Annotated in this window: 16 protein-coding genes; 11 read left to right on the top strand and 5 right to left on the bottom strand. The window is 63.0% G+C overall.

Going from position 1 to position 21,188, the window contains the following annotated elements:
* Positions 1-26: 26 nt before the first annotated feature.
* On the bottom strand, positions 27-1,133 hold the full coding sequence (gene wecB / locus KOM00_RS11150; protein ID WP_216498985.1) for a non-hydrolyzing UDP-N-acetylglucosamine 2-epimerase: 1,107 nt from the start codon (positions 1,131-1,133) through the stop codon (positions 27-29).
* A 326-nt stretch (positions 1,134-1,459) separates the two neighbouring features.
* Here wecB and KOM00_RS11155 point away from each other — a divergent pair, with 326 nt between their 5' ends.
* The 7 genes from KOM00_RS11155 to KOM00_RS11185 all read left to right on the top strand — a co-directional run bounded on the left by KOM00_RS11155 (position 1,460) and on the right by KOM00_RS11185 (position 9,830).
* On the top strand, positions 1,460-3,337 hold the full coding sequence (locus KOM00_RS11155) for a CheR family methyltransferase (protein WP_216498986.1): 1,878 nt from the start codon (positions 1,460-1,462) through the stop codon (positions 3,335-3,337).
* A gap of 29 nt (positions 3,338-3,366) precedes the next feature.
* Positions 3,367-3,906, top strand: a complete 540-nt coding sequence (locus KOM00_RS11160) for a chemotaxis protein CheW (protein ID WP_216498987.1) — start codon at positions 3,367-3,369, stop codon at positions 3,904-3,906.
* Positions 3,907-3,978: 72 nt separating this feature from the next.
* Positions 3,979-5,715, top strand: a complete 1,737-nt coding sequence (locus KOM00_RS11165) for a methyl-accepting chemotaxis protein (RefSeq protein WP_216498988.1) — start codon at positions 3,979-3,981, stop codon at positions 5,713-5,715.
* Positions 5,716-7,758: a hybrid sensor histidine kinase/response regulator gene (locus KOM00_RS11170; RefSeq protein WP_216498989.1), complete on the top strand. Its 2,043-nt coding sequence runs from the start codon at positions 5,716-5,718 to the stop codon at positions 7,756-7,758.
* A 55-nt stretch (positions 7,759-7,813) separates the two neighbouring features.
* Entirely contained in the window at positions 7,814-8,887 is a 1,074-nt protein-coding gene (gene cheB, locus KOM00_RS11175; RefSeq protein WP_216498990.1) for a chemotaxis-specific protein-glutamate methyltransferase CheB, read from the top strand.
* 19 nt (positions 8,888-8,906) lie between these two features.
* Positions 8,907-9,278, top strand: a complete 372-nt coding sequence (locus KOM00_RS11180; protein ID WP_216498991.1) for a response regulator — start codon at positions 8,907-8,909, stop codon at positions 9,276-9,278.
* 252 nt (positions 9,279-9,530) lie between these two features.
* The gene (locus KOM00_RS11185; protein ID WP_216498992.1) at positions 9,531-9,830 is read left to right on the top strand and encodes a hypothetical protein; all 300 of its coding nucleotides are present in this window, start codon (positions 9,531-9,533) and stop codon (positions 9,828-9,830) included.
* Here KOM00_RS11185 and KOM00_RS11190 read toward each other — a convergent pair.
* Genes KOM00_RS11190 through KOM00_RS11200 form a run of 3 tightly spaced genes read right to left on the bottom strand, consistent with a single transcriptional unit; the run spans position 9,762 to position 13,985 of the window.
* Entirely contained in the window at positions 9,762-11,402 is a 1,641-nt protein-coding gene (locus KOM00_RS11190) for a sensor histidine kinase (protein WP_216498993.1), read from the bottom strand. The two genes, KOM00_RS11185 and KOM00_RS11190, sit on opposite strands and share 69 nt — an antisense overlap.
* A 1-nt stretch (position 11,403) precedes the next feature.
* Complete coding sequence (locus tag KOM00_RS11195) at positions 11,404-12,252, bottom strand: ABC transporter substrate-binding protein (RefSeq protein ID WP_216498994.1); 849 nt, start codon at positions 12,250-12,252, stop codon at positions 11,404-11,406.
* The gene (locus tag KOM00_RS11200; protein ID WP_236026890.1) at positions 12,240-13,985 is read right to left on the bottom strand and encodes a TonB-dependent receptor plug domain-containing protein; all 1,746 of its coding nucleotides are present in this window, start codon (positions 13,983-13,985) and stop codon (positions 12,240-12,242) included. Before KOM00_RS11200 ends, KOM00_RS11195 begins: the two co-directional genes overlap by 13 nt.
* Before the next feature lie 425 nt (positions 13,986-14,410).
* On the opposite strand from KOM00_RS11200, the gene gptM reads away from it, so the two are divergent.
* Entirely contained in the window at positions 14,411-15,745 is a 1,335-nt protein-coding gene (gene gptM, locus KOM00_RS11205; RefSeq protein WP_216498995.1) for a geopeptide radical SAM maturase, read from the top strand.
* Here the strand turns inward: gptM and KOM00_RS11210 are convergent.
* On the bottom strand, positions 15,739-17,142 hold the full coding sequence (locus tag KOM00_RS11210) for a sigma-54-dependent transcriptional regulator (protein ID WP_216498996.1): 1,404 nt from the start codon (positions 17,140-17,142) through the stop codon (positions 15,739-15,741). The two genes, gptM and KOM00_RS11210, sit on opposite strands and share 7 nt — an antisense overlap.
* Before the next feature lie 204 nt (positions 17,143-17,346).
* Here KOM00_RS11210 and KOM00_RS11215 point away from each other — a divergent pair, with 204 nt between their 5' ends.
* The 3 genes from KOM00_RS11215 to KOM00_RS11225 all read left to right on the top strand — a co-directional run bounded on the left by KOM00_RS11215 (position 17,347) and on the right by KOM00_RS11225 (position 21,145).
* Positions 17,347-17,925, top strand: a complete 579-nt coding sequence (locus KOM00_RS11215; protein WP_216498997.1) for an HD domain-containing protein — start codon at positions 17,347-17,349, stop codon at positions 17,923-17,925.
* A 127-nt stretch (positions 17,926-18,052) separates the two neighbouring features.
* The gene (locus KOM00_RS11220) at positions 18,053-19,966 is read left to right on the top strand and encodes a SpoIIE family protein phosphatase (protein WP_216498998.1); all 1,914 of its coding nucleotides are present in this window, start codon (positions 18,053-18,055) and stop codon (positions 19,964-19,966) included.
* Positions 19,967-20,056: 90 nt separating this feature from the next.
* Entirely contained in the window at positions 20,057-21,145 is a 1,089-nt protein-coding gene (locus KOM00_RS11225; RefSeq protein WP_216498999.1) for a dethiobiotin synthase, read from the top strand.
* Positions 21,146-21,188 lie beyond the last annotated feature (43 nt).

The following is a 21,188-nucleotide window of genomic DNA, read 5'->3' on the forward strand; positions in this document are numbered from 1 at the left end:
TATATTATAGCCGCGATGGTGCCATGTCAAGAGATGTTCGCGCCTCCCTCCCCCTCGGTCAGCACCTTCCAGATCCGCTCGGAGGCCCGGCCGTCCCAAAGCGGCGGAACCCGTGCCCTTTCCTTCTTGGCCAGGCTTTCCTGGAACCCCGCGAGGATCCCCTGCGGCGAGGTCCCCGCCAGCACGTTGCTGCCGATTTCGACGGTGATGGGACGCTCGGTGTTCTCCCTTATGGTGACGCATGGAATCCCCAGGGCGGTGGTCTCTTCCTGCAGCCCACCACTGTCGGTCAGGACAGCCTCGGCGTCCTTCCACAGGAACAGGGCCTCCCGGTAGCCAAGCGGCGGCAGCAGGACTACCCTCTCCGCAAGGTGAACACCGTGTTCCTGCATCATCTTCGCGGTGCGCGGGTGCACCGGGAAGAATATCGTCCGGCTCTGGGCGAGCTGGTTCAGGGCTTGTGCTATCCCGCCGAAGGTCTCGCGGCAGTCGACGTTGGAGGGGCGATGCAGGGTAAGGAAGAGGTAGGGGTGCGCCTTCTCCTTCAGGTGGAACCCGTCGAGGCGTGCGACGTCCTGGCGCGAGAGGCGCTCCACCTGGTGAAAAAGATTGTCCACCATCACGTGCCCCACCTCATGGATCCGTGCGGCCGGCTTACCCTCCTTGAGCAGGTTGCCGGTGGCGCTCTCCTCCGTCACGAAGAAATGGTCCGAGATCGCATCGGTCACCATGCGGTTGATCTCCTCTGGCATGGCGAGGTCGAAACTGCGCAACCCAGCCTCCACGTGGGCAACCTCGATGCCGCACTTCTTGGCCACGATGGAACAGGCCAGGGTCGAGTTGACGTCTCCCACCACCAGTACCAGGTCGGGACGCTCCTTAAGGCAAACCTCCTCGAAGGCCACCATGACCGTGGCGGTCTGGGCGGCATGGCTGCCTGAGCCCGCGTTCAGCGAGTAGCGCGGCTGCGGTATCTCAAGCTCCTCGAAAAAAGTCCCCGACATCTCCCGGTCATAGTGTTGACCGGTATGAACGATGCTGCAGCGCACGGAGCGGCAGGCGAGCGAGGCGCGGTAGATGGGAGCAATCTTCATGAAATTGGGTCGGGCACCGGCAACCAGCAGGACGTTCATGGCTTCCTCGTCGATCAGCAGCCTCGGACGGGGCGGATGGGGCCGCTGTAACTAGTTTTTTTTGGCAACAATAAAACATTGTAAGTTTTTAACATTGGCCTCGTCGTTTGCAATCATCCTCATAAATTCAACCGGATAAATCATCAAAACATGATTTTACGTATGAAATTAATTTTAGTTGACCTGTCGAGGGTTAACCAATAGTATTAATGTGATTCCGGCTTATTACCTTTTACCAGACCGTTTTATTTTGATGTACACAGGCTTTACCGCCACTTCTCACGCTTTGAGCCTGTTACCAAGATACGCAGGAAGGGAACAGCCACTTGCCACTGCAAATCCTCATCATCAGCGACAACGAGTCCTTCACCACCTATCTGGGTGAACTGCTGCAGGAAGCCGGGCACGCCACCCGCTGCGTCGCGCAGGAAAAGGAAGCCTTTCCCGCCATCAGGCGGCAGAAGCCGGACCTGATCATCCTCGCCCTGGAGGCGTCGAAGATCGTCCCCCTCGCCATCGAGCACCGGGTACAGACGCCGTCAGGCCCACGCTCAGTACCCGTCATCGTCATCTCCGAGTGCCTGAGGCTCGAGGCGGAACTGCTGCAGGTTTTCGACTTCATAGGAAAACCCCTGGACGTCAAGCGCCTTCTGGACGACGTTGCCGCCGTGGCGCTGAGGAAGTCGGTCCCCTGTCAGGACCAGGAGCTCGAACCGCGGCTGGCATCAGCCTTTTCCCGACACATCCTCTCCCACAGCGGTCTGCATTTCGACCAGCGCAACCGGCCCGCCCTGACCCGGGGGCTACTCAAAAGGATGTCGGCACTGCGCCTGACCGATTTCAAGGAGTACCTGCAGTACCTAAAGGAACACGGCGAGGACCGGCACGAGCTCCAGAAGCTGCTGCAGTTTCTCACCGTCGGCGAGACCTACTTCTACCGCTATCCCGCCCACTTCGAGGTGCTCAAGGAGCGCTTCGCCGACCCCCCTCCCTGCGCCGCTCCCATCCGGATCTGGTCGGCAGGGTGCTCCACCGGCGAAGAGCCGTATTCCATCGCCATGACCCTGATGGAGGCGCTCCCCGACTGGCGGCAGCGCGACATCCGGATCATCGCCACCGACATCAACAACCGCTCCCTGAAACGGGCGCGCGAAGGGGTTTACTCCCCCTGGTCCATGAGGATCACCACCCCCGAGCAGTCCCGGCGCTATTTCAGGCGGGTCGGCGAAAGTTACCTGATAAGGGACGAGGTGAAGCAGCTGGTGCAGTTCTCGCACCTGAACCTCTCGATCCCCTGCCGGGAGCCGGTCTGCGACGAGCTGCAGGAGCTGGACGCCATCTTCTGCCGCAACGTCCTGATCTACTTCACACCGGAGACCGCCACGGGGATGCTGCAGCGGTTCAGCAGGGCTTTGAAACCTTCGGGCCTGCTATTTCTCGGGCACTCGGAGACCCTGCTGCAGCGCGGCCTGGACCTGGAGCTGCGGCGCAAGGAGCGCAGCTTCTACTACGTGAAGAGCGGCTTGGCCGCGCAGCCGATCGCCGTCCCCCCCCTCCCCCCCGTACTCCCAGTGGTTGAGGACACTGACGCGCTCACCGAGGAGCAGCTCCGGCTGGCTGCGGCGTGGCTCAGCAAACAGACGCCGTGGCACCCCCCGGTGCCGCCAACCGAGCCCCTGCCTGCCGCTCCCTGCACACCGCTGGACGACGCCCAACTTTTGCAGGGGGCACGCGAGCTTTTCGACCGGGAGGAGTTCGAGCCGGCCCTGGAGCTTTTGGAGCTGGTGCTGGCGCGCCGTCCTGACCTCCCGGACGCCCTGGTGCTGAAGGGATTCATCCTGGCGGGGAAAGGGGCGCTGGAGCAGGCGCTTGAGACCAGCGACCGGGTGCTCGCGCTGAACGACCTCCTCCCGGAGGCCTACTTCCTCAAGGGGGTGCTCCTGGACGCTGCGGACCGGTTGGACGAGGCGGCCCGTGAGTACCGCAAGGCGCTCCTTCTGAACCACGATTTCATCATGCCGCGCTACCACATGGGGCGGTTGCACCTGCGCCAGGGCCGGCTCGCGGAGGGTGCGCGGGAAATCAGGAACAGCATCAAGATCCTGTCGCGCTGCGACGAGGAGGATACCGTCCCCTTCTCCGGGGGACTCACCAGGGCCGTCTGCATGCTGCAGCTGCAGAACACGCTGGCGCGGGTGGCCTAGCTACCGCTGCCGCCACGAGAGGTACTTAGATGGGAAACGACAACGGCTACGACATCCGCACCATTCTGAGCCAGATGCGGGAAGAGTACTGGCAGGCGCTCGCCGAGGAGGAGAGCGAGGCGAAAGAGACGCTGGAATGCCTGGTGTTCACCCTGGGGGGTAAGCGCTACGCCTTCGAGACCCACTACGCCTGCGAGGTGATCCGGGTCCCGAAGCTGGTGCGGGTGCCGGCGGTGCAGAGCCTGATCAGGGGGATCTTCAACCTGCGCGGCGAGATCACCGCGGCCATCGACATCCGCCCCATGCTGGGGCTCCCTCAGCCCGAAATCGGGGCGACGGGCCGGATCCTCGTGGTGCGCGGCGACAACTTCGCCACGGGGATTCTGGCCGAGGCGGCGCACGGGGTGCAGGGTCTCTGCTTTGAAAGTTTCGAGCCGGCCGCGACCGGCCTGCCGGGGACGAGGGCGCAGTTCGTCAGGGGGCACTTCAACCTCGAGGATGGGAGCGTGGTCCTGCTCGACATGGAGGCGCTGCTCGCCGATCCCGAACTGGTGGCGGGCGAGGCCTGAGCCGGCGCAAGGCCGGCTTCGCGACGAGGATAAGGAAGTTCCGAACATAAACTTAGATACTGGGGTTTCGACATGTCCAACAAGCTATCGGTAAAGATCGTCAGCGTCCTCATCATGGTCATGGTGGTCATCATGACCGCCTTCTCGGTCTATTTCGTCCGCTCGCGCCGGGCCAACATGGAGGAGGAACTTCTTTCCAAGGGGCGCATTCTGGCGCAGACCGGGGCCAGGTCGATGGAACGGATCCTCGAGGAGGCGGTGGCCAACGGCACCCTGACCCAGGAGCAGCTCTTCGACGAGCACTACGTCCCGATTCCGAACACGGAGCCCCAGAAGTTCCACACCCAGTTCGACCGGTTCACAGACCAGGCGGTGCAGGCGCTCGAGGACGAGTTCCTGAAGGACGACCAGATCGTGTTCGCGGTCCTGACCGACAGAAACGGCTACATCCCGACCCACAACGCCAAGTATTCCGCCCCGCTCACCGGCGACCGCGACAAGGACAGGCTCAACAACCGCACCAAGCGGATGTTCAACGACCCGGTGGGGGTCGCGGCGGCGAAGAACGTGGAGCCGATACTGAAGCAGGTCTACCAGCGCGACACCGGCGAAACCATGTGGGACCTCTCCGCGCCGGTCTACGTGAAAGGGAAACACTGGGGCTCCTTCCGGATCGGCTTCTCCATGGTGAAGACCGAGCAGAAGGGGGCCGAGCTTAGGAACCAGATCGTTGGGAGCATGGCGATCATGCTCATCGTGGCCAGCGCAACCATCCTGCTCGTGGTGAGCCGCGCGGTCCAGCCGCTGCGCAAACTGACCGAGAAGGCGCACAAGATCACCGGTGGGGATCTCGACGAGACCATCCCGGTGGAGAGCAACGACGAAATCGGCGAACTGGCCGAGGCCTTCAACGTGATGACCACGGTGATCGTGAGGGACCTGAAGGACGAGATCGGGCGCTCGGGTCGCCTGATCGCCTCGGTGAAGGAGGCGGTGATCCAGCTCTCCAGCGCCGCCAACGAGATGATGGCCATCAGCGCGCAGCAGGCCTCAGGATCGACGCAGCAGGCGAGCGCGGTCCAGGAGGTGACCACCACCAGCGAGGAGATCGCCATCACCGCCAAGATGATCACCGGCAACTCCAAAAGCGTCGAGGCGGTCGCCGAGGACACCACCAGGAACTGCAACAACGGCCGCGAAGACGTCACCAACGCCATCGAGGGGATGGGACAGGTGAGAAGCCAGGTGACGAGCATCGCCAAGAGCATGCTGGAGCTTGGGGAGAACAGCCAGAAGATCGGCGGTATCGTGGAGATCATCGACGAGATCAGCGACCAGACCAACCTCCTCGCCTTGAACGCAGCCATCGAGGCGGCGGGGGCCGGCGAGGCGGGCAAACGCTTCGCCATCGTGGCCCAGGAGGTGAAGCGCCTGGCCGACCGTACCGTGGACGCGACCCGCCAGATCAAGGGGCTGATCGGCGAGATCCAGCGCGCCACCAACAACACCATCATGGTCACCGAGGAGGGAACCAAGGCGGTCGACGCCGCCTCCCAGCTGGTGGACAAGGTGCAGTTCTCCTTCGCCTCGATCATGTCCACCGCCCACGAGACCGCCCGCACCGCAAAGGAGATCACCCTCTCCACCCAGCAGCAGACCTCCGCCTGCGAGCAGATGGCCGAGACCATGTCCGAGGTGCGCGACGTGGCGCAGCAGGTGGCGCTCTCGGCGCACGAGACCGAGAAGGCCATCGCCGAGATCCTCGAACTTGCTGAACGCCTGAAGGAGATCACCGAGGAAGAGGCCTAAATGGCAAACCGTTACCTGGAGATCTTCTGCCGGGAGGCGGAAGAGCATCTGGCCTCGCTGCAAAGCGGCCTGTTGGTGTTGGAGAAGAACCCGGCCCGGACCGACCTTCTGCACGAGCTCTTGCGCAACGCGCACACCCTGAAGGGATCGGCGCGCATGGTGGGGCTTGCCGACATAAGCGCCATCACCCACACCATGGAGGAGCAGCTAAAGGGGATGGAGTGCGGCGAGCGCAAGGTGGACGCGCAGGCCATCGACCTGCTGCTGCGCGGGGCCGACGCGGTGGCGCTGATCACCTCGGCCCTGCTGCGCGGGGAGGCGCCGGAGCTGGACGTGGAGCGCTTCGTCGCGGAGTACGACCGGGGCGAACTGGGACAGCACCTCACCCCGGAGCCCAGGGAGGCACAACCCGACACACCCCAGGAAACGGTGCGGGCGGACGTGAAGACCCTTGACCAGCTGGTCAACCTGGTCGGGGAGCTCATCATCAACAAGAAGCGCCTGGAGGCGAAACTGGACCGCCTCAAGGAAGTGGCCTACGCGCTCCCCGCCGAGCATGCCGCGCCGCTCACCGCGTTCAGGGGGGAACTGGAGGAGGACGTCCTCTACCTCGACTACCTGATACAGGAGCTCCACGGCAAGGCGATGGGGCTGCGCATGCTCCCTTTGCGCACCATCTCCGACGGGCTGGAGCGCCTGGTCCGTGACCTGGCCCAGCAGCTGGGGCGCGAGGTGCAGTTCCAGATCGTCGGGCAGGCCATCGAGATGGACCGGGTGCTCCTGGAGGGGCTGAAACCGATCCTGATCCACCTGTTGACCAACGCCCTCTCCCACGGGATCGAAGCCCCCGAGGCACGCGCCGCCGCCGGGAAGCCGCACCGGGGTACGATCCTGCTCTCCGCCCGCCACCAGGGGAACTCGGTCCTCGTCGAGGTGCGCGACGACGGCCGGGGGATGGACCCGGCCGGCATCAAGGCAGCCGCGGTGTCACGCGGGGTCCTCGATCAGCGCGAAGCGGACGGGCTTTCCGACGAGGAGGCCCTCTACCTTACCTTCCGCCCCGGCTTCTCCACCGCTGAGATCGTCACCGACGTCTCCGGGCGCGGGGTGGGCATGGACGTGGTGAAGAAGAACATCGAGCGGGTCAAGGGGAGCGTGACCCTCGCCAGCCAGACCGGGAGCTTCACCCAGGTCACCCTGCAGCTCCCGCTCACCCTTTCCGTCCTGGACGCGCTCATCGTCGCCTGCGGCGGCGAGACCTTCGCCATCCCCACCACGTACCTGCAGGAGATCGTCAAGGTGCGCGCCAGCGAAATCGACACGATGGGGAGCGGCGAGGTGATCAAGGTGCGCGGCGCGACCACGCCGCTGTACAGCCTGTCCGGGATGCTGGGGCTCACCGAGCGCCGCGAGGCGGGGGACCTGCCGCTTTCGGCGGTGGTGCTAAAGCATTGCGACCAGCGCATCGCCTGCATCGTCGAGGCGCACCTGGGCTACAGCGAGGTGGTGGTCAAGGGACTGGGGCGGCAGTTTCGAAACGTCAGGTTCCTGTTCGGCGCCACCATCCTGGGGGACGGCAACCCCGCGCTGATCCTGAACGTACCCGACCTGTTCGAGTCGGGCCGCGGCGTGCAGCGCGCTCCGGTCTCCGCCGAGGAGGCGCAGGCGGCCCAGCGCCGCCTCAAGGTGCTGGTGGTGGACGACTCCATCACCACCCGCACCATGGAGCAGAGCATCCTGGTGAGCCAGGGGTACGCGGTGGTGACGGCGGTTTCCGGGGAGGACGCCCTGGAGAAGAGCGCCGAGGAGCAGTTCGACCTCGTGATCTCGGACGTGGAGATGCCCGGCATCAACGGTTTCGAGCTGACCCGGGCGCTGCGCGCCTCCGAGCGATACCGGGAAACCCCGGTCATCATCGTTTCCTCGCTGTCTCGCGACGAGGACAAGCGCCAGGCGCTGCAGGCCGGCGCCCAGGCTTACATCGTCAAGGGGGCCTTCGACCAGGGGATGCTGCTGGAAACGGTGCAGATGCTGATCGGCTGAGCAAACGCTTCTCGCGCGCAGACCAGCGCGCCGGTGCCAAGGAAGGGACGTTTTTATGATTACGAGGGTTCTGCTGGCCGACGACTCCCTCCTCGCACGCCAGTTGCTCAAGGACATGCTGCAGGAAAGTGACGAGATCCGCGTGGTCGGCGAGGCGTGCGACGGCAGGCAGGCGGTGGAACTGGCCCAGGCGCTCAAGCCCGACCTGGTGATCATGGACCTCCTGATGCCGGTACTGGACGGCCTGGACGCCATCGAGGAGATCATGGCCCTTTGCCCCACCCCGGTGCTGGTACTCTCCGCCGCCGTCGAGGCGAGCGAGGTGGACCGGGCCTTCGTCGCCATCAAGCGGGGGGCGCTGGACGTCATGGAGAAACCGAGGCTCGACGGCAACGCTACGTTGGAGGGGTTCTCGGCCACCCTGCGCGAGAAGGTCCTTTTCCTCTCCAGGATCAGGGTGATCAGGCACCCCCGGCGCAAGCCGCGCCCCGGCGACCCCCTCCCCGCGCTCCTCGGCGGCGCCGGACACAATATCCTCGCCATCGGCGCCTCGACCGGCGGCCCGAAGGCGGTGATGCGGCTTTTGAAGGCCCTGCCTGCGGATTTTCCCGGCGCCGTGTTCGTGGTGCAGCACATAGCCCAGGGGTTCGCCGCGGGGTTCGCCGCCTGGCTGGACCGTGAATGCGCCCTGCCGGTGAGGCTTGCCCGTGACGGGGTCCCCTTCCGCTCCGGGGAAGCCCTGGTAGCCCCCGACGGCACCCACCTGACCGTGGTCGAAGGGGTGATCCGCCTCAACGACGCCCCGCCGGTCAACTGCTGCCGCCCCTCCATCGACGTCTTCTTCGATTCGCTGGCCCGGCAGCGCTGCGACCAGGTGGTGGCCGTGCTCCTGACCGGGATGGGGCGCGACGGCGCCCAGGGGATGCTCCGCATCAGGGCGGCCGGTGGCACCACCATCGTCCAGGACGAACCATCGTGCGCGGTTTTCGGCATGCCCAAGGCCGCCATCACCCTCGACGCGGCGGACCAGGTGGTCCCCCTGGACCTGATCCCCGCTGCTTTGGAAAAACTGTTCGTGGCGCAGCGCCCCGAATCGGCAACGACCGGCGCCGCCGCGCCGCATAACTGACCCAGAAAGGAGACGTGCCTTGAAGAAAAAGATCCTCATCATCGACGACAGCGAACTGGTACTTGCCATGGCCAAGGACGCCCTTGACCAAGCGGGCTACCAGGTGGTGACCGCCACCAACGGCATAGAGGCCAACCGCTTCATTTTTTCCAAGGACAAGCCCGACCTGATCATCATGGACATCATGATGCCCATGCTGGACGGCAACAAGAAGGCCAAGCTTTTGAAGGAGAACGAGGTAAGCCGGGACATCCCGATCCTGCTCCTTTCCTCCAAGGGGGAAGCCGAGATGCGCCAGCTCGTGGTCGAGGCCAACGCCGACGGGTACATCCTGAAGCCGTTCACGCCGGGCCAGATAACGGAGGCCGTCGACAAGGTGCTGGCCCGATGAGGTAGCCGGCCGGGGGGAGATGTAAAAAAACGAACAGTTCTTTTTTTTACATCGCCCGGCCAACCTCCCGTGCCGCCGACGTTTTCGCCGGCAGCGGAGAACCGCTGTAAAAAAATGCACACCCGGAGCCCCCGCACCTTCAAAACTGGTACGCCGCAAGCCTCCGATTACACTGGGTTTTGTTCCTGACTTCTTGGCACGGATATTGGAATATCGTCAGGTGTTTCAATGTCAATGCGATGGGAGAAAACCATGGACCACCAGTACAGCATCATCAACCAGTGCCTCCAACTGCTCAAGCAAAGCGACCTGCCCACCATCAAGAAGCTGCGCGTCGAAATACAGCTGATCCAGATGAAGCGGCTGCTATTAAACGACCGGCTCACCAACGACATGGTCAAGGGGGCCTGCGGCGAGGACGTCTTTGAAGGGCTGTTGAACCAGATGCGCAGGATCTGCGGCGAGGGGTCCCAGGGGGACGCCTTAACGGACCTGATGGAGCGGATCGGCGGGATGTTGACCGAGCTGGGCGGGGAGCACGCCCACCACTGAGGTTGCGGCGACCGGCAGCACCACCGTCGCCACCGTCCCTCTCCCGACCGTCGAGGCGAGCTGCAGCCGACCGCCGTGCTCGGTCACGATGAACTGCGAGATGTACAGGCCGAGACCGCTGCCGCCGAGTTCCAGCTTGGTGGAATAAAAGGGCTCGAAGAGTCGCTCCATGGTCTCCGGCGCGATGCCGACGCCGTTGTCGCGCACCTCGACCACCACCTCGCTCCTGGCGGCATCGTGGCGGGTGCTGAGTTGGACCTCGCCGCGCCCGCCGGCAAATGACTGCATGGCGTTGAGTATCAGGTTGATGAGCACCTGCTCGATCTGCTGCTGGCTGCCGGCAACCGCTGGGATCCCCGTTCCCAGCGAGGTGTGCAGTTGCACGTCTCGTTTTGTCTGGCAGGCAAGCACCGAAAGGGCAGCCGAGACCGCGCTGTTGATCTCCAACCTCTGGCGCAGCTGCCCCCCTCCCCCCACCCCGTAATCACGCAGCCCCTGCACCACCTGGGCGATTCGTTCCGAGTTCTCCACGATCTTGCCGGCGTTTTCCGTGAGCACCTGGCGCGCCTTCTGGTAGGGCACCCCCCCGAGGTAGAATTCCCCCTCCTCCTGCCAGACCCCGTCCAGAAGCGGCAGCGCGTCGGCGAGCATCTTCCCGATCATGTGCCCCGAGAAACGGATCGAGGCGTTGGGGTTGTTGATCTCGTGGGCCATTGAGGAAAGGAGCAGACCAAGCGAGGTCATCTTGTTGGTCTGGATCAGCCGGGCCATAACCCGCTTCTTCTCCTCCTGCACCTCCAGCCTCATCGCCCGGAGCAGTTCGTCCTGCAGCGCCTGGTTTTCCAGCTCGCGCAGCTCCAGCGATGCGGCCATGGCGTTGATGGCGTTGGCGGCCCGGCCCAGTTCGTCGTCACCGTCCAAGTCGACGCGGGCGGAGAGCGTGCCGTTGCCGATCTTCTCGATCCCCCCAAGGAGCAGGTTGAAGGAGTTGGTGACCCGCTTGAGGATCTGGTAGCAAAGCAGGGACACGAAGATCCAGAACAGGGTGCCGATTGCCAGAGAGGCTGCCACCAGGGTGACCAGCCGCTCGCGCGCGCCGGAGGTGTCCAGCTTCAGCCTCACCTCTCCGATGACCCGCTGCTCGTTCCCCTGGGGCTGGCCGAGCAGCGCCGACTCGGGGGAGAGCACCCCGCTGGGAGAGCTGATGGGAACCCGCATGTCGATGGCGTCGTCCGGGACGGTCTGGGATTTTACCTGCTGGGCATGCAGCCGTCCCTCCCGGTCCACGATGGAGACCGAAAGTACCGAGGGGTAGCGTGCGGTCCCCTCGGCCAGAATATTGAGCGCCTCCTTGTTTTCAGCGAAGAGGGGCAGGCGCGCGTTCTGGGCCAGGATGGTCGCCAGAAGCTTCCCTTCCCGCTCCATGTTGGAGCGGTAGGCGTTCAACTCGGTAATGACGTAGAAGGTGACGAAAGCGGCGGTCAAAAGCGCGATAGTGCCGGTGAAGATCAGGTAAAGCCGGAACCGGAAACTCTTGGCATAGGGAGGGAGACGCAATTTCCTTTTTCTCATGTCAGTGCCCCGCCAAGCCGTTCAGCTTCAACTGGCGCACGACCCCCTCGTTGCTCCTGGTGACGGCACGGCGGGGGGCCTCCCCCCCCTCTTCCGGCGTGTGTCCATCCAGCACGTGCTGCGCCAGTTCGGCAAGTTGCCTGCCGATATCGTAACGGTCGATGGTGAGGGCGACGGCCCCTCCCATGGAGAGGTAGACGTCGGCGAAAGTGACTACGGGCACACGCTCGGCCTGGGAGAAGAGGAAGTAGGCTTCGGTGGAGACCGGGGAGACCGCCGTCGTATCGGGAAGCATCCAGAGCGCGTCGACCTTACCCTTCAAGGAAGCAAGCATGGCCGGCGTCTCCTTGGGGGCATGCACCTCGCGCAGCACCAGCCTGACCCCGCCGCGCGCGGCCGCTGCGACCGCACGTTTCACGTACCCCCCGCTTCGTGCCGGGTCGTAGAGCACCCCCACCCGTTCCGCGCCCATTTCCTCGAAGACAGACAGGTAGCGCCCCGGGTCCAGGAGCATGCTGACGCCGCCCGCGCCCCCGCGCGGCCTGGCATTGAGCGCCAGCATGTAGAGCACTGGGGTTGCGTGCTGCTTTTGCGCCAGTTCCAGGGCTCGGTCACCGACCGCCACGATCAGCTTCGGGTGTTCCTCCCGAGTGATGCGGGTCAAGTCGAGTTCGGCGTAATCGGAGAGGACGATGCGGCGCACCGATCCCCGGCAGTCGCGCTTGAAACCGCGTACCGCCTCGTCGTATCCCTTGTCGTGCATGGACTGGAGCAAGAGGACGTCGTAGGCCAGGGCGAGCGTCGGTGTCAGAGTAAAGAACACCAGAAGCAAGACTCTTAGAAGTGACATCTCACCCCCACTTCAGCCCAGCGCCCCGTGTTCTTGTAAAGATCGGAAAGGTACTGCTGACCGTCGAAGATGTTCCTGAGCGAGCCGAACAGCTCAACCGACCCGAATTCGGAATACTCGAACGTTTTGCTCAGGTGCAGGTCCCAGAGAATCCCCCTGTTCCTGCCGTCAATGGCATTCCAGTCGATGTAATGCCCGATCAACTGTGCCTGAAACCGCGACGGGTCGCGGTAGCGCAGCCCGAGCTTTAGGGTGTGTTTGGGGACGGAATTGAGCACGGCCCCATCGGCCCCATCTGTGGCGCGTATGTAGGTGTAGCCGCTGGAAAGCGAGGTATTGAAGACGGGGACCGTACGGAGCTCGAATTCGCCCCCATGCTTTAGTTGTCTCTTCTTTACGATGGCGCCGAATTCGTTGCTGTTGACGTCCCAGGTGTCGTTTCTGAAGAGGGTGGCCTTGAGCCAAAGGTAGGGGACATCCCCCGACTCGAAGCCCACTTGGGAGGTCCACACCTTTTCGGTGGATTCGGCGCGGTTCAAGGAGGTGAGACTGTACCCTCTGGCGGTGTAGCCGCGCAGGAGGCTGTTCTCACTCAGGGCATAGGTGATGCCAAAGCTTGGGCTGAAGCGGTTTCCGCCGAATCCGGTCCAGTCAAAGCGAGCACTTGGGGTTATGGCGAAGTTGCCGACGGTGAAGGTGTCGTTGAGGTAGACACCCAGCCGGTCGGCGTTTTTAGCCTCTTCGCCGGGGATGCGTCCACCTCGCAGGCGCACCCTGACATGGTCGTAATCCACGCCCGCCACTACCAGCTGCCACTCTCCAAGCCAGGAAAGTTTGAGGCTTCCCCCGGTGCTGTCGTCGTCTTCCCGAGTGCTCTGCATGACGGATCCACCGGGTGAGCTGACCATGAACATCTCCATGGTGCTCTGGCGGCTCCTCAGGGAGGCGTCGAGGGAAAGCCTGTTATCCAGCGGCAACTGCAAGGCAAGCGACGATAGGATCTCATGCTTTTTGTCGTTGACGTCGACGTTGGGGACGGCGAGGACCCCCGAGTCTCTGGTGGTGTAGAGGGTGGTCAGGGTGAGCGTCCCACGCACCGGGAGTTCGTAGTGCAGCTTGCCGTACAGGTTCCTCAGATCTGCCTGGTTGTTGGGACGCAACCCGTCTGAGCGCAGCCTCCCTCCAAAGAGGTAGTAGCCAAGCCGGTCGACGGTACCGGTCACCTCCCCGCGTCCGTCGACGGTCTCCCTCGTCCCGTAGGAGCCGGACACGGTGCCGTCGACGACTCGGTCCTGCTGCGGCATCTTGGTTATCACGTTGATGACACCGCCCAGGGCGCTCCCCCAGGCACTGGAGGCGGCGCCCTTGACAATCTCGATACGGTCGATGATCTGAGCAGGTATGGAGCCTAGGTCCGGGAAATTATCGGAAAGGCTGTTGAGCGGCACGTTGTCGATCAGTACCAGTACGTGGTCGAAGTCGGAGCCCTGTATCTCAATGTTGGTGAGCGTGCCGGGTGTGCCGTTTACCTCGAATTGGATGCCGGTTACGGCGTAGAGGATGTCGGGCAGGGTATGGGCGTTCAAGGCCGCGATTTCGCCGGCCGTGACCACGGTGATGTTTTCCGCTGTCTGTGAAGCCGGACGCGGCGACCTGCTCGCGGAGACTGGGTCGCCGCCTGCGCCGTTGAACAGCTCAAGGGAACTCAGGTCGTCGTCACTTCTTGCAGGCATTGCTGTCATCAGGCAGAGCGTCACAGTCAGCAGCAACGGCTTGACCATGGCAAACACTGACAAAACTGAGGACCGTCTCCTCACACACCCTCCTCATAAAAAAAAACAAATTTATTATTGCAGATCATATAAGTTGGTGCTAATGTAGCACGGCAGGTTAAAAAAGTCCAAATTTTTCACAACACAAAAAGGGGGGAAAACGCAATGGCAAAAGAAAACCTGGAAGTGGAGATTCTCGACGAAGGCAACAACATGGTAGAAACAAATGGCTTGGGCTGCTGCATCTACTTGTACCTGTTTGTCGGCCTCATATGAAATGGGAGGAGCCTCGCCTTCCTCTGTGAGCAAGGCGAGGCTCCTTGCGTACCATCCACACAACATTTGTGGCCGGCAACACGACGGTCAGACGATAGGTACAATCTCTCATGAAACTTTCCCACTACATGAAGATCTTCCCCTCCCCCGACCGACCCGGGTACGTCCTCCTCTATTCCACCCTGCGCGGTTCAGTCGCGGCGATCCCGGCTCAAACTCTGGCGTCCCTGCAAGAGGGAGTCTTCCCCGTCGAGGGATGCGAGGCGCTGACACGGCTCGGCATGCTGGTAGAGGACCCCGACGTGGAAAGGGAACAGATGCGTGGCCTCATCGACCGCGCCAACGCGGGGCCGCGGCATTTCATGGCCTCGGTGGTGCTGAACCTCGACTGCAACCTGGACTGCGGCTACTGCTTCGAAGGCGAGTTCCGCTGCGGGCACTACATGTCGGAAGAAACCGCCGATCTTCTGGTGGAGACGCTGGTAAGGGAGAGGATCTCGCAGGGGTGGGACGTCACGGTCTCCTTCTACGGCGGGGAGCCGCTGCTGTCGCAGGACCTGATCCGTCGCATTTCGCAGCCGCTGCAGGCTGCGGCCCTGCATCACGGCGTGAAGTACGCCTTCACCCTGGTGACCAACGGCACGCTCCTCGACCGGGACACGGTGCTGCAGTTGCTCCCCCTGGGACTGCAGGGGGCGAAGTTCACCCTTGACGGCCCCCGGGAGATTCATGACGTCCAACGCCCCTACGCCTCCGGCGCCGGGAGTTTCGAGATCATAGCTGCGAACCTGGCGCAGGTCTGCGACCTCATCTCCATCCAACTGGGGGCGAATTTCCGGCCGGAAAACTACCGGGAGTTCCCGCGGTTGCTCGACCAGCTTCCCCTTTACGGCGTCACGCCGGACAAGCTCAGCGTGGTGATGTTCACGCCCGTCGTCTCCACGGGGGGGTGCTCGGACTTCAACACCGGCTGCGCCTTGTCCGAGGAACCGTGGCTCATGGAGGCGGCACCTTTCCTGCGCGAAGCGACCCTGGCCAGGGGGTACCGCGCCCCCACGCTCAAGCCGTCCGCCTGCGTCGTGGAACTCGACGACAACCTGGTGATCGATTGCACCGGAAAGTTCTACAAGTGCCCGGCGTTCATGGGCTCGGAAGAGATGAGCATCGGCGGTTTGAGGGAAGGTTTACAGGACTACAGGGCATCACACGGGATCGGGAACTGGCAGGTGGATGCCTGCCTCGAGTGCAGCTATCTGCCGCTTTGTTTCGGCGGTTGCCGTTTCGTCAGCAAGCTCCAGGGTAAGTCGCTGACAGAGGTGGACTGCCGGCGCAAATTCTATGACGCGACCCTGGAACAGACCGTGCTGCAGAACCTCACCTACCTTGCCCCCAGGAAAAAGGGCTCCGCGCAAAGCGCACCCGCCCAGGCAGCACCTCCCTACTGACGCTCCTGCTTCAACCTTTTGTTCAGGGTCGGCCGGGTCAGACCCAGGAGATCCGCTGCCTGGGTCTGGTTGCCGTTGGTGAGCTTCATGGCCTCGGCGATCAGGTATTCCTCCACCTGCAGCACGGTCGGGAACTTCCCGAACAGCGCGAAGAGGGGATTGCCGCAATCGACGGGGTGGGCTGCCCGCGCCGGTACCGCGGCCACCCCCGGGAAATCCGCGACCGACAGGGGCGCTCCCTCGTTGCAGGTGACGGCGTGGTGCACCATGTTGTAGAGCTCGCGCACGTTGCCGGGAAACCTGCACTGCTGCAGCGCCGCGATCACGTTGTGCGGCACCTTGGGAGCCTGCTTCCCCTGCTGAGCCGCGATCTGGTGCACGAAGTAATCCACCAGCGCCTCCACATCCTCGAGTCGCTCCCTCAAAGGGGGTACCCGGAACTCATGGGCGCAGAGGCGGTAGTAGAGGTCGTTTCTGAAGGTTCCGGCGCCCCGCAAGGCGGCGAAATCCATGTTGGAGGCTGCCACGATGCGGGCGTCGCTTTTCAGCAGCAGGTCCGAGCCCAGCCGGTAGTACTCGCGCTCCTGCAGAAGCCGCAGCAGCTTGATCTGGGAGGCGAGGTTAAGGTCCCCGATCTCGTCCAGGAAAAGGGTTCCTCCGGCGGCTGCGCTTATGAGACCTTCGCGCTTGCTGTCGGCGCCGGTAAAGGCGCCTTTTTTGTGTCCGAAGAGGGTGTCCGAGAACATGAAGTCGTCCAGCCCCGCCGCGTTGAGCGAGATGAACGGCCCGGGGACGCCCGACACGTCGTGCACCGCGCGCGCCAGCAATTCCTTCCCCACCCCGGTCTCCCCCGTGATCAGGACCGGCAGCCTCGAGCCGGCGATCGCCTCGATGTACTGGAAGATGCCGCGCATCTTCTTGGAGGTGGTGATGATGCCGGCGAAGGCATCGGGGTTGCCCAGGGTGTCCGCCAGCAGGTAGTCCTTGAGCATCCGGTTTTGCTGCCCGAGTTCGCTCACCTGGAGCGCCTTCTTTACGCTGGCCACCAGGCGGTTTGGGTCCACCGGCTTGGTGAGGAAGTCGAAGGCGCCTTGGCGCATACAGGTCACCGCCGTCTCGACGTCCCCCATGGCGGTCATCACGATCACCGGGACCTCCGGATGCTCCACGGTGAGGCTCTGCAGTATCTCGGCCCCGGTAACGTTCGGCATCACCCAGTCCAGGATCACCGCGTTCACCCTGTGCTCCCGGATGTAGGGGATCACCTTCCGGCTGTCCGAGATGGTCGCCACCCCCGGGATGTCGCTCGAGGCGAGCAGCAGCGACACCTCGGTGAGGATGCCCGGCTCGTCGTCCACGAGCAGTGTGTGTTGTTGTGTGGTCGTTTTGACTGTCATCTCACCACCAAGGATAGAAGTATCTACTTAAAGGTTTCACATCATATCCGGTCACGTGCCGATATTCAACTGTTTCTTGACGCGGCAGTTGAGGCGGGATGCAGAAGGTGTTCCGTCGGACTGAAGCAACGGGGTTGCAATCGGGAGACGAATCGGCATAATCTATACCCTTGAGCCGGACCAACACCCACACGGAGGCACGTTTTGAACCCTAGAGCTCTCCTCGAGAAATACTTCCAAGACAACCAGCAGGGGCTCGAGATCGTCTATCGCCACAGCCGCAAGGTGGCCGACAAGGCGCTCTCCATTGCCGCACGCGCCGGCAGAAGCGACGCGGAACTGCTCTTCATAGAGGAAGCCGCCCTGCTGCACGACATAGGCGTTGCCCGTACCTACGCCCCCAAGCTCAACTGCTTCGGCAACTCCCCCTACATCTGCCACGGCCTGATCGGACGGAAGATGCTGGAGGCCGAGGGGCTGCCGCATCACGCCCTGGTCTGCGAGCGGCACATCGGGGTCGGGCTCACCGCCCGCGACATCGCGGAGCAGAGGCTGCGCCTGCCGCTCCGGGAGATGTCCCCCGTCACCGACTGCGAGCGCATCGTGGCCCTCGCCGATCTCTTCTATTCGAAGAAAGGGGGAGAACTTGACCTTGAGAAGAGCACCGACCAGGTCAGGTCCGACCTGCTGCGTTTCGGACAGGAGAAGGTACGCATCTTCGAAAGCTGGCTCAAAGAGTTCAGCCTCGACAGCGGCGCAGAAGCCCCCGCCCCATCTAATTAGCCTCCCGCCCCTTTCCGGCCAACGAAGTGTGCTATACTGTAAGCGCCCAGCCTCACAGGGCATTTTTCGGCAGACGGCACCAGCTTCCCCCCCGGCCGATCATGTGCTTGCCACGGAAGGTGTTTTCATGGGTAAACCGCTCCGCGTTCTGATCGTTGAGGACTCCGAGGACGACGCCCTGCTCCTCATCTTCGAGTTGCGCCGCGGCAACTACGCGCCCGTCTCCAGACGGGTCGAGAGCGCCGATGCCATGCGCAAGGCGCTGGCAGAGGAGGACTGGGACCTGGTGGTCTCCGACTACGTCCTCCCAGGTTTCACCGGACTGGAGGCACTGCAGGTCCTGCGCGACTCCGGCCTGGACATCCCCTTCATCATCGTTTCCGGAAAGATCGGCGAGGACACCGCGGTGGGCGCCATGAAGGAAGGCGCCAACGACTACCTGATCAAGGGGAACACCTCGCGCCTGATCCCGGCCATCGAGCGCGAGATGCAGGAAGCGCAGGTGCGGCGCAAGAAGCGCGAGGCGGAAGCGGCGCTGGTCAGAAGCGAGCGGCGCTACAAGAGGCTGGTGGCGGCCGTTACCGATTACATCTACACCGTGACCCTCAGCGAGGGGAACGTGGTCAAGACCTCGCACGGCCCGGGCTGCCTCTCGGTAACCGGCTACAGCGACGAGGAGTATCAGAAAAACCCCTTTCTCTGGTACCAGATGATCCACGAGGAAGACCGCGCCGCCGTGACGAGCCTCACCGACGAGCTGCGGGCCGGCAAGGAGATCCCTTCGGTCGAGCACAGGATCCGGCACAAGGACGGCTCCTTGCACTGGGTCATCAACACCATCGTGCCGCGCTACAGCGAACAGGGGGAACTGATCGCCTACGACGGCCTGATCTCTGACATCTCCGAGCGCAAACAGGCCGAAGAGTCGCTGCGGGTGCAAAGCGCCGCCCTGGAGGCGGCGGCCAACGCCATCGTGATCACCGACAGCGACGGCGTCGTGCTGTCGGTCAACGAGGCGTTCACCCGGATGACCGGGTATACCCTGGAAGAATCCGTGGGGCACGATTTGAGCTTTCTGAAATCGGACCGGCAGGACCCCGAACTGTACCGGGAGCTTTGGTCGACCATCATGGGCGGGAAGATCTGGCACGGCGAGTTGGTGAACCGGCGCAAGAGCGGCGAGCTCTACCCGGAAGAACAGACCATCACGCCGGTCCTCGACCAGGACGGCCAGATCAAGCACTTCATCTGCATCAAGCAGGACATCACCGAGCGAAAGCTGGCGGAACAGGCGCTGCTGCAGAACACCAGCATGCACAAGGAGATGGAAATCGCCAGGCAGATCCAGCTCTCGCTGCTTCCTGCCGCCCCGCCTCTTTTGACCGGAATTGATTGCGCCGGCCGTTGCGTCCCGGCCAGCCACATCGGCGGCGACTACTACGACATCCTGCTTCACGGCGAGAGGCTCGACCTGGTGATCGCGGACGTCTCGGGGCACAGCGTCGGTGCTGCCCTCATCATGGTGGAGACCCGCAGTGTGCTCAGGGCCCAGATGCCGGCCCTGGACGGCCCGGCCCAGGTGGTCGCGGCCCTGAACGAGATCCTGCACGACGACCTCTCCCGCGCCGAACTCTTCATCACCATGTCGTACCTGAGCTACCACAGAACTTCCGGCAGGCTGCGCTACAGCAACGCCGGGCATCCCCCTCCCCTGCTCTACCGCCCCGCCGAGGAACGCTTTTTCGCACTCGACGCGGAAGGGCTCATCCTGGGGGTGCAGCGCAGGGTCGCCTTCGACGAGCCGGTCATACAGGTGGAAAAGGGAGACCTGCTGCTAATGTACACCGATGGCATCACCGAGACGCAGAGCCATTCAGGGGAGCTGTTCGGGGTGCAGCGGCTGAAGGGGGTGCTGGCCCGCGAGCACCGCAAGCCTTCGGCCGCCATCATCGACGCCGTGCTCGATGCCCTGCGCGCCTTCACCGGCCACACCACCTTCGACGACGACATCTCGATGCTCCTGCTGAAATTCCTCCCCTGACCGACGGCACCCTCCCCATATTACTTTTCTTGACGGCACACTCCGTGATGGTGTAAACATACGCCATTCAATAGAAACAGGGGTGTGCAAATGGCGAAAAAGATCTTCGTTGCGGCGACCGGACAAAACTGTGGCAAGACGACCATCAGCATTTCGCTCATGCACCAGGCCAAGAAGAAGTACCAAAGGGTCGGTTTCGTGAAACCCTTCGGCCCGAAAGTCCTTCTCTACGACGATTTCATGGTGGACATGGACGCCTTGCTCATGGCCAAGGCCTTCGGACTGGAGGAGGACATCGCGCTGATGTCGCCGGTGGCGCTGTACCGGGACTTCACCAAGGACTATCTGGCGGGCAAACTGGACGATCTCTCGCTGGCGGACTGCATCCTCGAGGCGGTGCGGGAGTTGGAGCAGAAATACGACTTTCTCATCATAGAGGGGGCGGGACATGGCGGCGTGGGTGCCGTCATCGGGCTTTCCAACGCCAAGGTGGCAAAACTGATCGGCGCGCCGGTCATGATCGTGAGCGAGAGCGGTATCGGCAAGGTGATCGACGCCGTGCACCTGAACCTCGCCCTATACGAGCGGGAAGGGGCGGACGTGAGGGGGATCATCGTGAACAAGATGATGCCCAGCAAGAAGGAGATCACCACGAAGTACCTAAAGCGCGCCTTCGAGCCGCAGATCAAGGTGATCGACGGGTTCAACTACTCGCCCATCCTCGCCAACCCGACCCTCAGTCACATCTCGAAGCTCTTCGACCTGCCTTTGCAGGGGGAGATCAACGAGAAAAGCAGGATCATCCACAACATCCAGCTCGGAGCCGCCTCCTCGCAGCGGGTGATCGATGGGTTGCTCGATTCTACCCTTATGATCGTGACCAGTTCCCGTGACGAGCTGATCGTGACCCTCTCCTCGCTGTACCACATCCCCGCGTACAAGGAGAAGATCGCGGGATTGGTGATATCGGGACATGTGCCGGTTTCCGAGGTGAGTCAGCAGATCCTGCACGACTCGCACATCCCGTACATTCGCGTCGAGGAAACCACCGCCGAGGTCTTCACCGCGCTTTCGGATGACGTCGCCAAGATCACCTATGAAGACCAGGAGAAGCTGAACTGGATCATGGCCAACGCCGAAAGGGATGTGGACTTCCAGGCGATCGACGCGCTGCTGTAAAAACAAAAACAGGGGCCAGGGGCTGAGGGGATTGTTAAATCAG

This window comes from Geomonas diazotrophica, from assembly GCF_018919385.1.
In the GTDB taxonomy this organism is placed as follows: Bacteria; Desulfobacterota; Desulfuromonadia; order Geobacterales; family Geobacteraceae; genus Geomonas; species Geomonas diazotrophica.

Excerpts from the sequence above, each read along its gene's own strand:
- wecB (WP_216498985.1), bottom strand. The coding sequence starts at position 1,133 with ATGAACGTCCTGCTGGTTGCCGGTGCCCGACCCAATTTCATGAAGATT.
- KOM00_RS11160 (WP_216498987.1), top strand. The coding sequence starts at position 3,367 with ATGGGAAACGACAACGGCTACGACATCCGCACCATTCTGAGCCAGATG.
- KOM00_RS11165 (WP_216498988.1), top strand. The coding sequence starts at position 3,979 with ATGTCCAACAAGCTATCGGTAAAGATCGTCAGCGTCCTCATCATGGTC.
- KOM00_RS11170 (WP_216498989.1), top strand. The coding sequence starts at position 5,716 with ATGGCAAACCGTTACCTGGAGATCTTCTGCCGGGAGGCGGAAGAGCAT.
- cheB (WP_216498990.1), top strand. The coding sequence starts at position 7,814 with ATGATTACGAGGGTTCTGCTGGCCGACGACTCCCTCCTCGCACGCCAG.
- KOM00_RS11185 (WP_216498992.1), top strand. The coding sequence starts at position 9,531 with ATGGACCACCAGTACAGCATCATCAACCAGTGCCTCCAACTGCTCAAG.
- KOM00_RS11190 (WP_216498993.1), bottom strand. The coding sequence starts at position 11,402 with ATGAGAAAAAGGAAATTGCGTCTCCCTCCCTATGCCAAGAGTTTCCGG.
- KOM00_RS11195 (WP_216498994.1), bottom strand. The coding sequence starts at position 12,252 with ATGTCACTTCTAAGAGTCTTGCTTCTGGTGTTCTTTACTCTGACACCG.
- KOM00_RS11200 (WP_236026890.1), bottom strand. The coding sequence starts at position 13,985 with ATGCCTGCAAGAAGTGACGACGACCTGAGTTCCCTTGAGCTGTTCAAC.
- gptM (WP_216498995.1), top strand. The coding sequence starts at position 14,411 with ATGAAACTTTCCCACTACATGAAGATCTTCCCCTCCCCCGACCGACCC.
- KOM00_RS11210 (WP_216498996.1), bottom strand. The coding sequence starts at position 17,142 with ATGACAGTCAAAACGACCACACAACAACACACACTGCTCGTGGACGAC.
- KOM00_RS11220 (WP_216498998.1), top strand. The coding sequence starts at position 18,053 with ATGGGTAAACCGCTCCGCGTTCTGATCGTTGAGGACTCCGAGGACGAC.
- KOM00_RS11225 (WP_216498999.1), top strand. The coding sequence starts at position 20,057 with ATGGCGAAAAAGATCTTCGTTGCGGCGACCGGACAAAACTGTGGCAAG.